The following is a 16761-nucleotide window of genomic DNA, read 5'->3' as shown; positions in this document are numbered from 1 at the left end:
ATGATCGAAAACGTGCTCGTCGCCAATCGCGGGGAGATCGCGCTGCGCGTCTTCCGGTCCTGCCGGGACGCCGGTATCGGCACCGTCGCCGTCTATTCCGACGCCGATGCCGCCTCTCCACACGTGTCCGCCGCCGACGCGGCCGTGCGCCTGCCGGGTGAAACACCAGGCGAGACCTACCTCCGCGCCGACCTCATCGTCGATGCGGCCCGCCAGGCCGGTGCCGACGCCGTACACCCCGGATACGGTTTCCTGTCCGAGAACGCGGATTTCGCCCGTGCCGTCGGCGCAGCGGGCTTGACCTGGATCGGTCCTTCTCCGGAGGCGATCGAGACCATGGGCTCCAAAGTGGAATCCAAACGGCTGCTCGGTGAGGCCGGGGTTCCCGTTCTGCCCGAACTGGATCCCGGCCAGGTCACGGAATCGGATCTTCCGGTCTTGGTCAAGGCGTCTTCCGGCGGGGGCGGCAGGGGCATGCGGGTGGTGCGAGAACTCGCCGACCTGCCTTCGGCCGTCGACAGCGCCAGCGCCGAGGCTGCTTCGGCTTTCGGTGACCCCACCGTTTTCTGTGAACGTTACGTCGACCACGGCAGGCACATCGAGGTGCAGATCATGGCCGACATCCACGGAACGGTGTGGGCACTCGGTGAACGCGAATGCTCCATCCAGCGCAGGCATCAGAAGGTCATCGAAGAGGCGCCTTCGCCACTTGTCGGCACGACGATGAGGGAGAACCTGTTCGCGGCTGCCCGTACCGCCGCGAAAGCCATCGACTACGTCGGTGCCGGAACCGTCGAATTCCTCGCCACCGAAACCGGCGAGTTCTTCTTTCTCGAAATGAACACCCGGCTCCAGGTGGAACACCCCGTCACCGAGTGCACGACCGGCCTCGACCTCGTCGACCTGCAACTCCGGGTCGCCGAAGGCGAGGCCCTGCAAGGAGAACCGCCACCGCGCGAAGGCCATGCCATCGAGGCCAGGCTTTACGCCGAGGACCCAGCCGGCGAATGGCGGCCACAAACCGGGACCTTGCACCGATTCCGGATACCGTGTGACATCGAATTCGCCGTTCCCGTGAGCAGGACGGGGATCCGGGTGGACAGCGGCGTCGCCGACGGATTCGTCATCGGCACGCACTACGATCCCATGCTCGCCAAGGTGATCTCGTGGGCACCGAGCAGAACGGCCGCGGCCCGGGCTCTCGCCGGAGCGCTCGCCAGAGCGCAGCTCCACGGCGTGACGACCAACAGGGACCTGCTGGTCAACGTCGTGCGGCACCCGGCTTTCCTCGCGGGGGACACCGACACGGGGTTCTTCGAGCGGCACGGCGTGCTTGCCACGCCGCTCGCCGACGCGCACGCCGAACGGCTCTGCGGGCTCGCCGCCGCACTCGCCGAGGCCGCCGCGAACCGGCGCGAGGCCCGCGTGCTCGGCGGGCTTCCGAGCGGCTGGCGCAACCTCGCGGCAGCGCCGCAGCACAAGACCTACGTCACCGCGCGGGGAACCGAGCACGACGTGCGTTACCGGTTCACCCGAGCCGGGCTGACGGTCGAGGAGCTCACCGGAATCGAGCTGGTCTCCGCCGAACCCGGCCTTGTCGTGCTCGCCGACGGCGGCGTCCGCAGGACGTTCACCGTGGGCCGGTATCCGGGCCTGGTCGTCGTCGACTCTCCCCTCGGCACCGTGACACTGACCCCGGTCCCTCGATTCACCGAACCCGGTACCGAACTCGCCCCCGGCTCCCTGGTGGCTCCCATGCCGGGGACGGTCGTGCGGCTGGCCGTCACGAAAGGCGACACCGTGAAGGCGGGCGCGCCGTTGTTGTGGCTGGAAGCCATGAAGATGGAACACCGCGTAGCCGCCCCCGCCGATGGTGTCGTCACGGAACTGCCTGTCGAGGCAGGGCGGCAAGTGGAACAGGGCGCCGTGCTCGCCGTCGTACGCGCGCGCGGCGAGTTCCCCGACGAACAGGAGGCACAGTAGTGAGCTTCGTCGAGTCCGAGGAACGGCAGGCGCTGCGCAAGGCGGTTGCCGACCTCGCCGGTAAATACGGCCACGAGTACTACACCGAGAAGGCGCGGGAAGGAGGGCACACCAGCGAGTTGTGGGACGAGGCGGGAAGCCTCGGCTATCTCGGCGTCTCAGTCCCGGAGGAGTACGGGGGAGGGGGCGCGGGCATCGGCGACCTCGCCGCGGTGTGCGAGGAGTTCTGCGCGGCGGGAACCCCGATGCTGCTCATGGTCGTCTCACCGGCCATCTGTGCCACCGTGATCGCCAGGTTCGGCACGGAGGCTCAGAAACGACACTGGTTGCCCGGTTTCGCCGAGGGTAGCGTCAGGATGGCCTTCGCCATCACCGAACCCGACGCGGGCTCGAACTCGCATCGCATCACCACGACCGCCCGCAAGGACGGAGCGGACTGGATTCTCAACGGCCGCAAGGTGTTCATCTCGGGTGTCGACGAAGCCGACGCGGTACTGGTCGTCGGGCGGACCGCCGACGCCAAGACCGGCAAGCTGAAGCCGGTGCTGTTCATCGTGCCGACCGACACGCCGGGCTTCGAGTACCAGCAGATCCCGATGGATCTGGTGTCGGCCGACAAACAGTTCGGGTTGTTCCTCGACGACGTCCGGCTTCCTGCCGACGCGCTGGTCGGCGCCGAGGACGCCGCCATCGCGCAACTGTTCGCGGGGCTGAACCCCGAACGCATCATGGGAGCGTCGTTTTCGGTCGGCATCGCCCGGTACGCGCTCGCGAAGGGCGTCGCCTATGCCAAGGACCGCAGCGTCTTCGGTGCGCCGATCGGGTCCCATCAGGGCTTGGCTCACCCACTCGCCCAGGTGAAGATCGAGTTGGAGCTGGCCAAGCTGATGACCCAGAAAGCAGCCGCTCTCTACGATTCCGGTGACGACTTCGGTGCGGGCGAGGCGGCCAACATGGCCAAGTACGCCGGTGCGGAGGTCGCCATCCGGGCCGTCGACCAAGCTGTCCAGGTACATGGTGGCAACGGTCTCGCCTCGGAGTACGGCCTCGGCACGCTCCTGGGCGCCGTGCGGGTCGGCCGGATCGCGCCGGTGAGCAGGGAGATGGTGCTCAACTTCGTGGCGCAGCACAGCCTCGGTCTCCCCAAGTCCTACTGAGTACCGACCGAGAACCTCTCGGTCTCATCGACATCGAACGCGAAGGAGCTGACCGGTGACCACAGCGACGAACGGGCCGACCCTGGCGGGGAAGACCCTCATCATGTCCGGCGGCAGTCGTGGCATCGGCGAGGCCATCGCGATCCGCGCCGCCCGCGATGGCGCCAACGTCGCTCTGATCGCCAAGACCACCGAGCCGCACCCGAAACTTCCGGGAACGATCTACACCGCGGCGAAAGCCATCGAGGAGGCGGGTGGCCGGGCTTTGCCCATCGTCGGCGACGTGCGCGACGACGACGCCGTCGAAGCGGCGGTGACGAGGACGGCCGAGCAGTTCGGCGGCATCGACATCGTGATCAACAACGCCAGCGCGATCGACCTGACACCGTCAGAGCAGATCCCCATGAAGCGCTACGACCTCATGCAGGACATCAACGCGCGAGGGACGTTTCTGTTGTCGCGCACGGCGATCCCGCACCTGCGTGCCGCCGCCAACCCGCACATCCTGACCCTTTCTCCTCGGATCCGTTTGGAGAGCAAGTGGTTCGAGGGCGGGCACCTCGCCTACAGCATGGCGAAGTACGCGATGAGCCTGGTCACCGTTGGTTTGGCAGCGGAGCTGCGCTCCGACGGTATCGCCGCGAACTCGCTCTGGCCGCGTACCACCATCGACACCGCCGCGATCCGCAACGTCGTCGGTCAGCAGCTGGCGAGTAAGTCCAGGACCCCCGAGATCATGGCCGACGCCGCCCACATCGTGCTCACCAAGCCGAGCGGGGATGCCAGCGGAAACTTCTTCATCGACGACGAAGTGCTTGCCGCCGAGGGTATTACCGACCTTTCCCGCTATCGCATCGGTGACAGTGAGGACGATCTGCAACTCGACTTCTGGGTTGATCCGGCTTGAATCGCGAACCACAGCAAGAACGCAGCAGGACGACTCGGCGACGGCTCATCGATGCCGCCGTCGAGTGCCTTGGCGAACGCGGTTGGCAGGGCACGACGGTCGGCGTGGTCGCAGAGCGCGCTGGTGTGTCGCGAGGTGCGGCGCAGCACCATTTCCGGACGAGGGAAGACCTCGTGGTCGCCGCGGTCGACTATCTGGCCAACGAACAGATCGCCGAACTCACCGCTCGCGCCGCGGCCCTGCCGTCAGGGCCTTCTAGGGCCGAGCCGGTCGCGACGATGCTGCTCGACCTGTACACCGGCCCGAAGTTCCGGGCCGCTTTGCATTTGTGGGTCGCTGCTTCGACCGAGTCGACGCTGCGGGACATCCTGGTTCCGCTCGAAGCCAGGGTCGGCCGGGAAGCGCATCGGCTTGCCGTCGAACTGCTTGGCGCGGACGAATCCCAGCCGGGTGTTCGCGAAACGGTTCAGGCCACTTTGGACCTCGCGCGAGGACTCGGTCTTGCCAACCTGCTCACCGACGACACCCGGCGCCGCGAGCAAATAGTCAACCAGTGGGCGAGAATTCTCGAGCCGATCGTCGCGAACGGCCGGGTCACGACGCGGGGATGAGGCGAATCCGGAACCTGCCGAGGGGGAGGCGCGTTCCACCGGGGTTCCTCGAAGGCTGTTCGCCTGACCGAATGCGGCGACCCGTGCTTCCCTGTCGTTAGAAGGACAGCGTCTGTCGTTCTGTGTGTTGCGCCGTAAGGATTGCGCGACAACCATGGGACGTACGTGATCACAGAGTTGTGATCGTGCCGTTTCGACACTTGCCCGGCATCGCTGTCGGTGTGCCGGTAGCGACTATCGTCGCGCTTTCTCGACACGTCTCTCATGGTCGGCTGCCGTCAGATTGTTCGGCGAGGTGCGGACAAACCAGGATTCGCCTGCCGGAACTCGACCTGTTATTGGGGAAACATGACGGTAAGCAAGGTGCTCGTTGTCGATGAACAGCCGTTGATCCGGTTCGCTGTTCGCGCGCTGCTCACTGAAAGCGGCTGCTCGGTGGCCGAAGTCCGGGATCTGCGAAGTGTCCTGCGGCAACCTGACGGGCCGGGTGCCGACCTCGTGGTCACCGACATCGCCGAGCGGGGGCAGTCGGCCGGTCTGCGACTTTGCCATCATGTCAAGAAAGAATGGCGTACGCGGGTGCTGGTATTCAGCGCGGACGCGTCTCCTCCGGCCATCGCGGCCGTGTTGAACGCCGGGGCGGACAGCTTCGTCCACAAGTCCGTTTCTCCTGAGCGGTTCACCGAAGCCGTCGGGCGGACCATCGCCGGGGACCGGCAGTGGCTGCTCGGGAACTCCGTCGAACAGCCGGTCCCGGAGCTGTCCGTGGCCGGGGCGGGATTGACGGACCGCGAGAAGGAGGTTCTGGGCCTGATGCTGCAGCGAAGGTCGAATGACGAGATCGCCCAGGAGTTGTTCTTGGCGGTGCAAACCGTGAAGAACTACGCCAGCCGGGTGTTGCGGAAGATCGGGTTTCCCAACCGTCGCGCGCTCTTTGCCGCCGTTCGGCCGCAAGCCGGTGCGAACGTGATCCCGTTCGCCAGGGTACCGCAAGACAACGCGGTACTCGGAGTCCCCGAACACCCGATGGTTCGGTACTCCTGAGGACTACTGGCCGCGCGCACATGACGGTTTGCTTGTGAGGAGCTGTCGAATCGGGTGAAGGGCAATGGAACGAATGTCTGCTTCAGTCGTGGAGGATCGTGACAAGGACGTCGTCGTCATCTCTCTTGATCGTCCTCAGCGGCGCAATAGTCTCGACTACGATTCGGGCCGGCGGCTGTTGGAAGCGGTCGTCGGCGCGGCGCGATCGGTCGATGTGCGGGCGATCGTGTTGCGGGGCACGGGGGAAGCCTTTTGCGCGGGTGATGATCTGGCTGCGATAGAAGGGTTTCGCGCGGGCGACGTCGGTGTCGCTCCCGCATCGGCCGACACGGGCGAGGCTTTCTATCTGAAGGTGTGCGAAGAGCTGCTGCTTGCGCCGAAGCCGGTGATCGCCGCGGTCCGGGGAGCCGCGATCGGTCCGGGCGTCGAGCTGGCGTGCGCGGCCGATCTGCGAGTAGGGGGGCCGGGGACTCGGTTGGGGTGCGGGCTGATCCATGCCGGGCATGTGGGAGTCGCCGCGATGTTGCGCAGGGTCGTCGGACCCGCCAGGGCAACGGAAATCTTCCTCACCGGCCGGATGGTCGAGGCAGCGGAAGCAAGCAGGATTGGCCTGCTCGACCGAATCGCGCCCAACGACCAGTCCGTCACCGACACCGCGATCACGCTCGCTCAGCAGCTCGCGGCCGGGCCGACGAAGGCAATTGGCTTGTTCAAGGACATGCGAGAGCGCTGCGAAGGACAGTCGGCCCTCTACGCGCTGCGCCTCCAGGATCGCTATCACCAGCTCAGTCACAACGAGGTGGCCGACAGCGAGGAAGGGCTGCGAGCGCTCAGGGAAAGGCGGCAACCACGCTTCGCCGGGCGTTGAGCCCAACACAGAGGAGACAAAGGTGGAGAACCAAGACGTGGTCATCACCGGGATGGGGTTCGTCCTGCCTGGCGCGGTCGGAAACGACGAGGTGTGGCGGAAGCTGGAAGCAGGCGTCTCCCAGCTGAGCCGCTTGCCCGACGGCATCGTGGGCGGCCAGGGGGAGACAGGTCAGTGCCGCGCGGGCGGTCGCGTCTGGGAATTCGACCATCGGGAACATATTCCCGATCTGCCGGACACCTTCGCGAAGCGATACAGCCGCGAGATCCTGATGGCGCTCTCCGCGGTCGAACAAGCTTGGAGTGACGCGGGTCTGCGCGATTATCAGAGTGAACTGTGTCCCGAACGGACCGGCGTGATCGGTTCGAGTTCGCGCGGACCGGTCGAATGGTGGTCGCAGACGAGCAGTGGGAGCGCCGTGGACGCCGCCTGTCCACCGGTGGAGATCGATCACGCGGTTTTCGCTTCTCTGGCGGGCAGTCCGGCCACGTTGAGTGCGATTCGGCTAGGTGCGCGTGGCACGGTGACGACCTTGAGCAATGCCTGCGTGGGTGGGCATCAGGCGATCGGGTTCGCGTCGCAGCTTCTCGAAACGGGAAACGCCGACGTGATGGTGCTCGTCGGGCACGAAACTCCGTTCGTGCCGGAAATGCTACAGATCTATTCGTCTCCGACAGCGGGGGTCTTGTCGCGTTCGGACGGCGATCCGGCAACGACGATCAAGCCCTACGACCGCAACCGCGACGGTTTCGCTCTGGGGGAAGGTGCCGTCGCGATGGTGCTGGAGACAAGGGAACACGCCAGCAGGCGGAAGCGGGAACCCTATGCACGGGTCTGCTCCACGGTGAGTCTCAACGAAGCCGGACACGCCACCAGAATGGATCTTTCCGGGAGGTTCACCGCCGACATGATCCTGCGGGCAACCGACGCGGCAGGGTTCGCACCGGGCGACATCGACTACATCTGCGGGCACGGGACCGCTACCCGTTACAACGACCTTGCCGAGAGCCGGGCCATGCGACTCGTCTATGGCGACCGGGTGGATCGCTGGCCGCCACTGGGGTCGATCAAACCGGTGTTTGGTCACCTGCTCGGCGCATCCGGCCTGTTGAACTGCGCGGCCACGGTCCAGATGATGTGCCATCAACGGCTCGCTCCCACGATCAACTGCGTCGACGTCGACCCCGAATGCGATCACGACCACGTACAGGACGGTGCCCGTTCGACTCGGGTGGAACGGGCGATGTCGTTGTCCTTCGCGATCGGCAGTCAGAGTTCGGCGGTCACCCTGGAGGCGGCGTGACTCCGGTCGTTCACCCCTCACCGGAAGACCTCTGCCGGGGGCACCTTCGTGACGGTATGCGTGTGCACGTCGCCTCGACGATGTCGAGACCCAACGCACTGGTACTCGCCATGGCGCGGGTGTTCCGGGGCGTGGCGACCTTCGAGATCAGCTCGAATGCTTTCCACGGAAACATGCACGCGCTCACGATGGCCGGGATCGTCCGGCACGCCATCACCTGCTTCGCGGGGGACACCTATCCCTCCTCCCAGCCGAACCCGCTCTATTCGGGGCTCCCGGGGGGAGACCCGTTCCCCGTCGAGGAGTGGAGCCTGCTGTCGCTGCTGCAACGCCTGATCGCCGGTGCCACAGGGAGCCCGTTCGCGGTTACCACTTCTCTGGTGGGGTCGGACCTGAACCGGAACCTTCCGCTCGTGGAGCGCGGCGGGCGGCGGGCCGTTCTCGTCCCCGCGTTACGTCCGGACATCACGCTGGTTCACGCGACCTGCGCGGACCGGCTGGGGAACCTCTACCTGAACGGGCCTGGTGGTGAAGGCTGGTGGGGCGCGATGGCCGCGCGTGACGGTGTCCTCGCCACGGTGGAGAAGATCGTCGACACCCCACCTCTGGAAGGCAGATCCATCCCGGCTGACCGCGTTCTGGGCATCGCCGTGCGTGCGTTCGGGGCTCATCCACAGGGACTGCCCGCATGGCCCGAATGTCACTTCGATGGATACCAGGACGACTACGAGTATCTCGCCGAACTCGCCCGCAGCTGCCGGACAGCGGAGGAACGTGCCGCCTGGGTTCACGACAAGCTCGTGGCAGCACCGGAGCGGCACGATGGCGAGACCGGTGGCTCCAGCACACCCGCGCCATCCGTCGTCGCCGCGGGGGCCCCGTCCTGGCGGGAAAAACACATCGTTCTCGCGGCTCGCGCGATTGTCGACCGTGTGCTGGAAACCGGCTACGGCACGATCCTCGCCGGAATCGGCACCGCCCACGTCGCGGCGTGGCTGGCCGCCGAGCGTCTGGGTGCCGTTGGCGAACGGGTCCAGGTACATGCCGAGCTGGGGTTGATCGACATGCGCCCCGCGGCCGGTGATGTCTTCCTGTTCTCGCAGCGTCACGTTGCTCGCTGCCGGACGTATGGGGACAGCCTGGATGTTCTCGGTGCGCTGGTCTCAGGCGGAAGCGGCAAAGCGCTGGCCGTCCTTTCGGCGGGTGAGATCGACGCCGAGGGCCGGATCAACAGCAGCCGTACCGCGGACGGGGGGTATTTCGTCGGATCCGGCGGGGCCAACGATTTCGCGAGCCACCTTGAGACTCTCGTGGTGGCCCCGGCATCTCCACGAAGGCTCGTGCCGAACGTCAGCTTCACGACGTGTCCTGGCGACAACGTGCGCACCGTGGTGACCCAGTACGGCCGGCTCGGCAGGCAAGACCCGAGCGAGAGCTTCCGGCTCCACACCTGGCTGCCACCCGACGACACTCCGGACGCGGATCCGGTCGCCACCATGCGATCGCGGACGCGCTGGCCGGTCCCGGACAGCAGGCCCGAACCAGAGAAGCCGGTCACCGACGACGAGCTGGCCGCGCTACGAAAGCTCGATCCGGAAGGGGTATACCGATGAGTCCGACTGCTCCGGCTCATGTTGTCCTCGCGGGTGTCGGTCACGATTTTCCCGGCCAGCCGGTGGGTAACGACTTCTTCGAAACCGAGCACCCCGGCCTCGGAGTCGACGACGCTTGGATTCGCGCGCACACGGGTGTGGGAAGCCGGCATTGGGCGAGGCCAGGGGAACACCACGTCGACCTCGCCGAGCGTGCCGCCGCGATGGCGCTCAAGGACGCGGGTCTCGACGCGTCCGATGTGGACGTCATAGTCGGAACCAGTGCCACGGCGAGGCCGAGAGTCAATCCGACCACCGCGGGCAATCGGTACATGGATCTCGCGCTTCCGTTGCAGTCGAGGCTGGGGGTCCGCAACGCCTTCGCGTTCGATGTCACCGGAGTCGCCTGTGCCGGCTTCTTGCACGGAAGTGTCGTGGCACAGGGACTTCTGGCTCAGCCAGGGGTGGAAACGGTGCTCGTCGTCTGTGCCGAAGACCCGCGACCGATCCTCAATTTCGGCTATCGCAACGCGACGTTGTTCGGGGGAGGGGCCGCCGCTGGGGTCTGGCGCCGGACGTCGGGTGCCGCCGGGTTGGAATGTGCCGTCCTGCGTGCGGATGGTGAACATTACGAGGCTTTCGACATCGACGACGACGACAAGATGATCATGAAAGGAAAAGTTGTCGGTGATCTCGCGCCCCGCTGTCTTGAGGAGGTCACCCGCGAAGTACTGCTCCGCAATGGCAGCAGCCTGGACGACATCGACTGGATCATCCCGCACCAGGGCAACATTCACATCATCCAGGACGTGGGAACGCTGCTGGACCTGCGTCCCGAGCGCGTTCTGGTCAACATCGACCGCAGGGGAAACACCTCAAGTGTCAGCGTTCCCGGTTGTCTTTCGGAGTACGTGCACCGCGGGGTGATCCGGCGCGGCCAGCGGATTCTGGCGATGAGCATCGGCCGCGGTTTCAGCTGGGGATCGATGATCTTCCACTACGGCGCACCCCTGTCCTGATTCCCGGCCGAAAGGTTGTCATGATGGCGAAAACGAGTACTCGCGGACCGCGCTGGGCGGATGCCGGTATCGCACTCACCGGATTCGGGCTCTACTACCCGGCTGAGATGATCGCCAACGAGGCTGATTCCACTGAAACCGGCAACGACATCGACGCCAGGGTATTGGGAAACGTGTCCGTCCGGTCTCGTCATCGCAGTGACGACACCGAGACGATTCCTTTCATGGCCGCCGAGGCCGGCAGGCAGGCGATCAAGGACGCTGGTATCGAACCGGCGGACCTCGATGTCATCGTGCTCTCCAACTGGACCACACCGGCTTACACCCCCGATCACGGGCCACAGACGGCGGCATTGCTGGGGATCCCGGAGACGTTCGCGTTCGATGTCGCCGGCGCGTGCGTGGGCTTTCTGCACGGTGTCCAGACCGCGGCAGCCTACCTTCGGGCGGCGCCGGAGACTGGATACGCGCTGGTGGTCTGTTCGGAGCAGTTCAGCCGACGGGTTCGCCCTGGAAGCAGGGGAGAACTCGTCTGCTCCGACGCCGCGGGCGCGGTCGTGCTCACCAAGAGCGCCGACCAGCACGGGCTCATCGACATCGTGCTGCACAGTGACGGATCGCGTGCGGACGTGATCAGCGCCCGGCCGCCGAAGGGCTGGGTTCGCAGCAAGGAGAGCCTTCCCGATCACGCGGCGGCGAGCCTGGTCGAGGCGTGCGCCGAGGTGCTGGGACACAGCGCGGTGAGCATGGCGGACGTCGACTGGGTCGTGCCGCACCCCGGTACCGATGTCGTGCACCGCAGAGTGCGCCAGGAACTGGAGGTCCCGGAAGAGAAGTTCGTGGTCAATTTCGCCCGGCGTGGCAACACCTCAAGCGCGTCGATTCCGATCGTGCTGGCGGAGGAAATGGCGGCGGGCCGGTTCCGGCCCGGTGATCTTGTGCTGAGTCCGGCGATCGGTGCCGGCTGGTACTACGGCGCGATGCTCTACCGGCTGTGCTGAAAGGACGACGAGTGAACGACTTCGGAGCTCCTGCCGTCCTTGTGGTAGGTGGTACCAGCGGAATCGGGCTCGCGACGGTGTTGAAACTGGCCGCGGCGGGCCGTCCCGCGATCGCCGCCGCACGAGATGAAACGAAGCTGGCGGCTGTCGCCGAGATCGCACGGGACAAAGATCTCCCCATCAGCTGCCATCATGTCGACGCGAGCAGCGCCGAGAGCGTGGACGCGCTCTTCCGCGATCTCGCCGACGTTCCGATTCTCGGCTGCGTGAACACGGCGGGGCGCAATTTGTCCCGGCGGCTGATCGCCCCGCCTTCGGCGCCGGAAGGGGATTGGCGGGAACACACCGAGCGAGAATGGCAGGACGTCATCGGGCTTTGCCTGACCGGCACCTTCCTCGTCGGCCGTGCGGCCGCGCGCACGTGGGCCGGGCAAGGCAGAGGCGGGGTCCTGGTGACCATCGCGAGTTCCACGTGGCAAGGCTCCTGGGGGCAAAGCGCCTACGCCGCGGCCAAAGCCGGGGTTGTCTCGCTCACCCGCAGCTGGGCTCTGGAACTCGCGGATTTCGGCATTCGGGTGGTGTGCGTCGCGCCGGGTGTCGTCGATGGAAGGGCCCTCAGGGACAAGGCCGCTGCCAGGCCCGCGCATGCGGACTACATGGAGCGCCTGCGCCAGGGGATTCCGTTGCGGCGCTTCGCTTCCGAGGACGAGGTGGTCGCGAGTGTGCTGCACGCGTTGGACAACGAATACCTGACCGGAACAGTTCTGGAGGTGCACGGTGGCGGTTTCCCCAACCGAATCGTTTGATTCGACCCAAGCCAAATACCCCTTCGAAGGCAGCGTGGCTCTGGTCACCGGAGCTGGAAGCGGCATCGGACTGAGCATCGCGACGAAACTCGCTGCCGACGGTGCCGCGGTCGCGCTCCTCGGACGCGGTGAGGAACGGCTTCGTACTGCGGAGAAACAGATTCTCGCCGAGGGCGGAACCGCCTTCGCGCACCCCGCTGACGTGCGCGATCTGGAGTCTGTGCGCCGGGCCGTCGCGACCGTGGAACGCACGCTCGGTCCTGTCGACTTCGCGGTGAACAACGCGGGAACCGCCGCTGGGCAGAAGTACCTGTGCGAGCAGGACGAGGATGCGTGGCTACGGACGATGGACACCAATCTGAACGGTACGTTCCGGTTATGCCGTGCGGTCGTTCCAGGGATGATGGAACGGGCGCGGGGTGCGATCGTCGTGATCTCCAGTGCCGCTGGAAAGCGAGGAGTTCCGGCCAACACGGCCTATGCGGCCTCGAAATGGGGGATCAACGGCCTCGTCCGCTCGCTGGCGCTGGAAACCGGGCCGTCCGGAGTGCGGGTCAACGCGATTTGCCCTGCCTTCACCGACACGGACATGGTCAGCGACGAATCGTTGTACGGCAAGGACTTCATGGACAGTGTCCGCCGGAACGCGGGCCCTGCCGACCTGACCTGGGAGCGGTACTGGCGAAGTACCGTGCGGGCGAGCGCGTTGAAACACCTCATCGAACCGGGCGAAATCGCCGAACTGACCGCGTTCTTGCTCAGCGGTGCCGCTCGGTCGATCACCGGTGAATCGTTCTCGGTCGACTGCGGCACGCCATGACGGGGCCGCTCGCGGGACTGAGGGTCGTCGAGCTTGGCGGAATCGGACCTGGGCCGCACGCCGGGATGCTGCTCGCCGACCTCGGTGCCGACGTCGTCCGGATCGAGCGGCCTGCCGGTGGTTTGCGGGTGATTCCCAACGGCACGCGAGACTGGATGATGCGCGGGCGGCGATCGGTGAGCGCGAACGTGAAGGAAGCCGAGGGGCACCGGCTGGCGAGTAGTCTGATCGACCGCGCGGACGTGGTCATCGAGGGCTTCCGGCCAGGCGTCGCGGAGCGGCTCCGGCTCGGGCCCGCCGAATGCCGGAACCGCAATTCCAGGCTCGTTTATGCCCGGATCACCGGCTGGGGGCAGCAAGGGCCACTGGCGCGGCGAGCCGGTCACGACATCAACTACATCGCTCTCACCGGAGTACTGCACGCGATCGGAACGGCGGGCGGGCGGCCTACGCCGCCGCTCAACCTGGTTGGCGACTTCGCGGGCGGCTCGCTGTATCTGGTGCTCGGTGTGCTTGCCGCCCTGCTGGAACGCGAGGCATCGGGTCAGGGGCAGGTGGTGGAGGCCGCGGTCGTCGATGGCACTTCCTCACTGGCGCAAGGGTTCTGGGCGCTGCGGGCCGCGGGGGAGTGGAGGGATGAACCGGCATCCAATCTGCTGGACACCGGCGCGCCGTTCTATGACACGTATGCTTGCGCGGACGGGCGTTATGTAGCGGTGGGAGCACTTGAGCCGCAGTTCTACGCGGAGCTCCTGCACGGTCTAGGGCTCGCCGATGCCGGCTTGCCCGACCAGATGGACCGCTCGCGCTGGCCGATTCTGCGCGAACGGTTCGCCGAAGCCTTCGGCAGCCGTGGACGAGACGAATGGACTCGGGTCTTCCAGGGCACCGATGCCTGCGTGACACCGGTGTTGTCGTTCGCGGAAGCGGCGTCCGATCCGCACCTGAGAGAGCGCGGCACGATCGTCGACGTGGAAGGCGTGGAGCAGGCCGTTCCCGCACCCCGGTTTTCCCGGACCAAGCCGGGAAATCCCAGGCGTCCACCGGATTCGGGTGCCGACAACGCGGCCGTGCTGGCCGACTGGGGCGTGTCTGAAATGTGATCCAGGGCACTCATGTGAAGGAACGGGTCGACACGTAAGATGTATGAACGATCATATAGCCCCTGGCTTATCGACGAGGTGTGGAATGCCGGTACAGGTGAAATCGCGGGTCAGATCCGATCAGCATCCTCGGGTGCGGCTACAGGAGGCGGGCACGCGCTTGTTTTACAACAACGGCTTCCACGCCACATCGGTTCGGGATATCACCGAGGCGTGCGGTCTCACTCCTGGCGCGCTCTACAACCACTTCGGCTCCAAGGAACAACTGCTGCACGCGATCATCATGGACGGGCACGCGGTGCTCGGGCGTGAGTTCGCCGCCGTGTCGGAAGAGCAACCGCCTGTCCCGCAGTTGCGTGCGTTGATCGAAGTGTTCGTCCTGCACCACACGCGTTTCCGGAAGGAAGCGATGGTCGGCGACGCCTGGCGTGCGCTGGACGAGACGCATCGCAACGAGGTTCGCGAACTCCGGCTCGGAATCCGCGGCAGGGTCAGGGAGGTCATCCAGGCCGGACTCGCTTCCGGTGTTTTCACCGTCCCGAGCGTGCCGGGAGGCGACGCGGCCCAGTTCGCGGCAACGGCGGCGCTGGACATGGGCTTCCGGGTATCCAGCTGGTTCGACCCGGACGGTCCGGTGTCCGATGCCGCTTTCGCTTCGTTCTATGCCGAATTCGTGCTTCGCGCGGTGACTCACGCGGGCTGACGGTGCCATCCGAGCTCAGAAAGGCTGGACGTAGTGGGGCAACAGCAGAAATCCGTTGTCGACATGTCGGGGATGATCCTGGACCGCGACTGCTGGCGCGCGTATCTGGGAGGATTCGCCGAATACGCGCCGGATTACTTTTTCACGTTCGGCCAGCGGCTGTCGCTCAGCGCCGGAATCGACCCCCTGGAATTCGCGGCCGTGGCCGAGCGGGATCCGGAGACGGCGCTGGATCTCCTGCTGGCCTCGGAGTTCTTCGATTTCGACCTCGACGCTCATGCCGCGCGCCTTCGCGCGGACGGCGTGCGACGACAGGTCATCCACAGCAGCATGCGCCTGCTGCCCGGCGGTGGCATGGTCAACGACAGGATCGCCGAGTTCGGAGCCAAGTATCCGGATTTGCTCGTCCCGTGGGGCAGCGTCAATCTGGCCGACCCGCGTGCGGCAATCGCCGAGCTGCACCGATGCGTCGGCGAACTGGGGATGAAGGGCGTCTCGGTGACGCACTTCCTCGATGTGGCTGACCCGCTCTCGGAAGGCGCGGACGAGTTCTACAGCGAGGTCGAGGCACTGGGCGTGCCGTTGTGGGTCCACAACGGACACAACCTGTCGAGGCGGGTGCCGGTGGACTGGTGCTGCTGGCGTCAGCTCGACGTGATCGCCAGCCGTCACCCCGATCTCGTTCTGATCGCAGGGCACGGTGGCTGGCCGTGGGTGCTTGAGACGATCGCGCTGTGTCAGCGGCATCCGAACGTCTACCTTGAGTTCTCCACGCATCGGCCACGGCACATGGCGCGATCCGGCTCCGGCTGGGAGCCGTTGTTCGCGCATGGTGCGAGCACGGTCCGGCACAAGATCCTCTTCGGTAGCGTCGAGTGGGTGCACGGCATGACCGTGGGCGAACTGGTCGCCGAGTTCGGCGGGCTTGACGTGTCCCCTCGCGTTCTCGACGCGTGGTTGCACGACAACGGTGCCCGGTTGCTCGGTCTCGACTAAGGCGGGTCGGTCCGTCGCGGACCTTGACGCATTCTCAGCCTCTGATATAAATGAACGTTCATAGAGAACGTGAGTTAGGGGCTGCCGATGACGACGCTTCTTGAGGGACGTGCGGCACTGATCACCGGAGCGGGCCGGGGTATCGGCGCGGCTATCGCCACCCGGCTCGCCACGGAGGGAGCGAGGGTCGCGGTCAACGACCTGGACGAGGAGGCGGCAACCGCGACCGTCGATCACATCCGGAGCGCCGGCGGGCAGGGAATCGTGGTCCCGGGAGACATCGCGGACGCGGACAAGGCCAGAGAAATCGTGGCGGTGGCCGCGGAAGGGCTGGCCGGTCTCGACATCCTGGTCAACAACGCCGGACTCGTCTACCGGCTGCCGTTCCGTGAGTTCACCGAACAGCACTGGGACCGGGTACTGAGCGTGAATCTCAAGGCGCCGTTCGTGCTGAGCCAGGCGGCTGTCGACCACCTGGCCGCCGGCGGTCACGGCGCGATCATCAACATCTGCTCGGTCGCGGTCATCGGGTTCTTCCGGCAGATCGCCTACGACGCGTCCAAGGGCGGACTGCTCAGCCTCACCCGGTCGCTGGCCGTCGAACTCGGCAGGGAGGGAATCCGGGCCAACGCCATCGCGCCCGGGTTCATCGACACCGATATCGGTCAAACCGGTGATCTGGACCGGATCGGTCAGAAGACCGTGGCCACGCTTCCACTCGCGCGTATGGGCCAGCCCGACGACATCGCCGGTGCCGCCGCGTGGCTGGCCTCCGACCAAGCAGGGTATGTCACCGGCCAGGTGATGTTCGTCGACGGCGGATGGGTTCGCAACTGAGGGGAAAGGAC

Annotated in this window: 16 protein-coding genes; all 16 read left to right on the top strand. The window is 66.1% G+C overall.

Features of this window, described 5'->3' with window-relative positions; genetic code table 11:
• The 16 genes from BAY61_RS19615 (at nt 1) to BAY61_RS19540 (ending at nt 16750) form a co-directional block, all read left to right on the top strand.
• Nucleotides 1–1983, top strand: a complete 1983-nt coding sequence (locus BAY61_RS19615) for an acetyl/propionyl/methylcrotonyl-CoA carboxylase subunit alpha (RefSeq protein WP_091808203.1) — start codon at nt 1–3, stop codon at nt 1981–1983.
• Complete coding sequence (locus BAY61_RS19610; protein ID WP_091808205.1) at nt 1983–3140, top strand: acyl-CoA dehydrogenase family protein; 1158 nt, start codon at nt 1983–1985, stop codon at nt 3138–3140. The genes BAY61_RS19615 and BAY61_RS19610 overlap by 1 nt, the downstream gene beginning before the upstream one ends.
• A 55-nt stretch (nt 3141–3195) precedes the next feature.
• Nucleotides 3196–4047, top strand: a complete 852-nt coding sequence (locus BAY61_RS19605; protein WP_256328127.1) for an SDR family oxidoreductase — start codon at nt 3196–3198, stop codon at nt 4045–4047.
• Nucleotides 4044–4658, top strand: coding sequence for a TetR/AcrR family transcriptional regulator (locus tag BAY61_RS19600; protein ID WP_091808207.1), 615 nt, complete (start codon nt 4044–4046; stop codon nt 4656–4658). The genes BAY61_RS19605 and BAY61_RS19600 overlap by 4 nt, the downstream gene beginning before the upstream one ends.
• A 348-nt stretch (nt 4659–5006) precedes the next feature.
• Nucleotides 5007–5702, top strand: a complete 696-nt coding sequence (locus tag BAY61_RS19595) for a response regulator (RefSeq protein WP_091808209.1) — start codon at nt 5007–5009, stop codon at nt 5700–5702.
• 88 nt (nt 5703–5790) lie between these two features.
• A complete protein-coding gene (locus BAY61_RS19590; RefSeq protein WP_170140156.1) occupies nt 5791–6570 on the top strand; it encodes an enoyl-CoA hydratase/isomerase family protein in 780 nt (259 codons plus the stop codon).
• 22 nt (nt 6571–6592) lie between these two features.
• Nucleotides 6593–7873, top strand: coding sequence for a beta-ketoacyl-[acyl-carrier-protein] synthase family protein (locus BAY61_RS19585; protein WP_091808212.1), 1281 nt, complete (start codon nt 6593–6595; stop codon nt 7871–7873).
• On the top strand, nt 7870–9486 hold the full coding sequence (locus tag BAY61_RS19580) for a CoA-transferase (RefSeq protein WP_170140157.1): 1617 nt from the start codon (nt 7870–7872) through the stop codon (nt 9484–9486). Before BAY61_RS19585 ends, BAY61_RS19580 begins: the two co-directional genes overlap by 4 nt.
• Nucleotides 9483–10484, top strand: a complete 1002-nt coding sequence (locus BAY61_RS19575; RefSeq protein WP_091808216.1) for a ketoacyl-ACP synthase III — start codon at nt 9483–9485, stop codon at nt 10482–10484. The genes BAY61_RS19580 and BAY61_RS19575 overlap by 4 nt, the downstream gene beginning before the upstream one ends.
• A gap of 20 nt (nt 10485–10504) precedes the next feature.
• The gene (locus BAY61_RS19570; protein ID WP_219341108.1) at nt 10505–11485 is read left to right on the top strand and encodes a ketoacyl-ACP synthase III; all 981 of its coding nucleotides are present in this window, start codon (nt 10505–10507) and stop codon (nt 11483–11485) included.
• A gap of 11 nt (nt 11486–11496) precedes the next feature.
• The gene (locus BAY61_RS19565; RefSeq protein ID WP_170140158.1) at nt 11497–12291 is read left to right on the top strand and encodes an SDR family NAD(P)-dependent oxidoreductase; all 795 of its coding nucleotides are present in this window, start codon (nt 11497–11499) and stop codon (nt 12289–12291) included.
• On the top strand, nt 12263–13111 hold the full coding sequence (locus BAY61_RS19560; RefSeq protein WP_218128584.1) for an SDR family NAD(P)-dependent oxidoreductase: 849 nt from the start codon (nt 12263–12265) through the stop codon (nt 13109–13111). Before BAY61_RS19565 ends, BAY61_RS19560 begins: the two co-directional genes overlap by 29 nt.
• Entirely contained in the window at nt 13108–14214 is a 1107-nt protein-coding gene (locus BAY61_RS19555) for a CaiB/BaiF CoA transferase family protein (protein WP_091808220.1), read from the top strand. The genes BAY61_RS19560 and BAY61_RS19555 overlap by 4 nt, the downstream gene beginning before the upstream one ends.
• A gap of 133 nt (nt 14215–14347) precedes the next feature.
• The gene (locus BAY61_RS19550; RefSeq protein ID WP_170140159.1) at nt 14348–14917 is read left to right on the top strand and encodes a TetR/AcrR family transcriptional regulator; all 570 of its coding nucleotides are present in this window, start codon (nt 14348–14350) and stop codon (nt 14915–14917) included.
• A 33-nt stretch (nt 14918–14950) separates the two neighbouring features.
• Nucleotides 14951–15913, top strand: a complete 963-nt coding sequence (locus BAY61_RS19545) for an amidohydrolase family protein (protein ID WP_091808225.1) — start codon at nt 14951–14953, stop codon at nt 15911–15913.
• Between the two features lie 87 nt (nt 15914–16000).
• Nucleotides 16001–16750, top strand: a complete 750-nt coding sequence (locus tag BAY61_RS19540) for an SDR family NAD(P)-dependent oxidoreductase (RefSeq protein WP_091808227.1) — start codon at nt 16001–16003, stop codon at nt 16748–16750.
• Nucleotides 16751–16761 lie beyond the last annotated feature (11 nt).

The sequence above is a fragment of the Prauserella marina genome (genome assembly GCF_002240355.1).
GTDB lineage: Bacteria > Actinomycetota > Actinomycetes > Mycobacteriales > Pseudonocardiaceae > Prauserella_A > Prauserella_A marina.
This window is presented reverse-complemented; position numbering and strand designations above follow the sequence as displayed.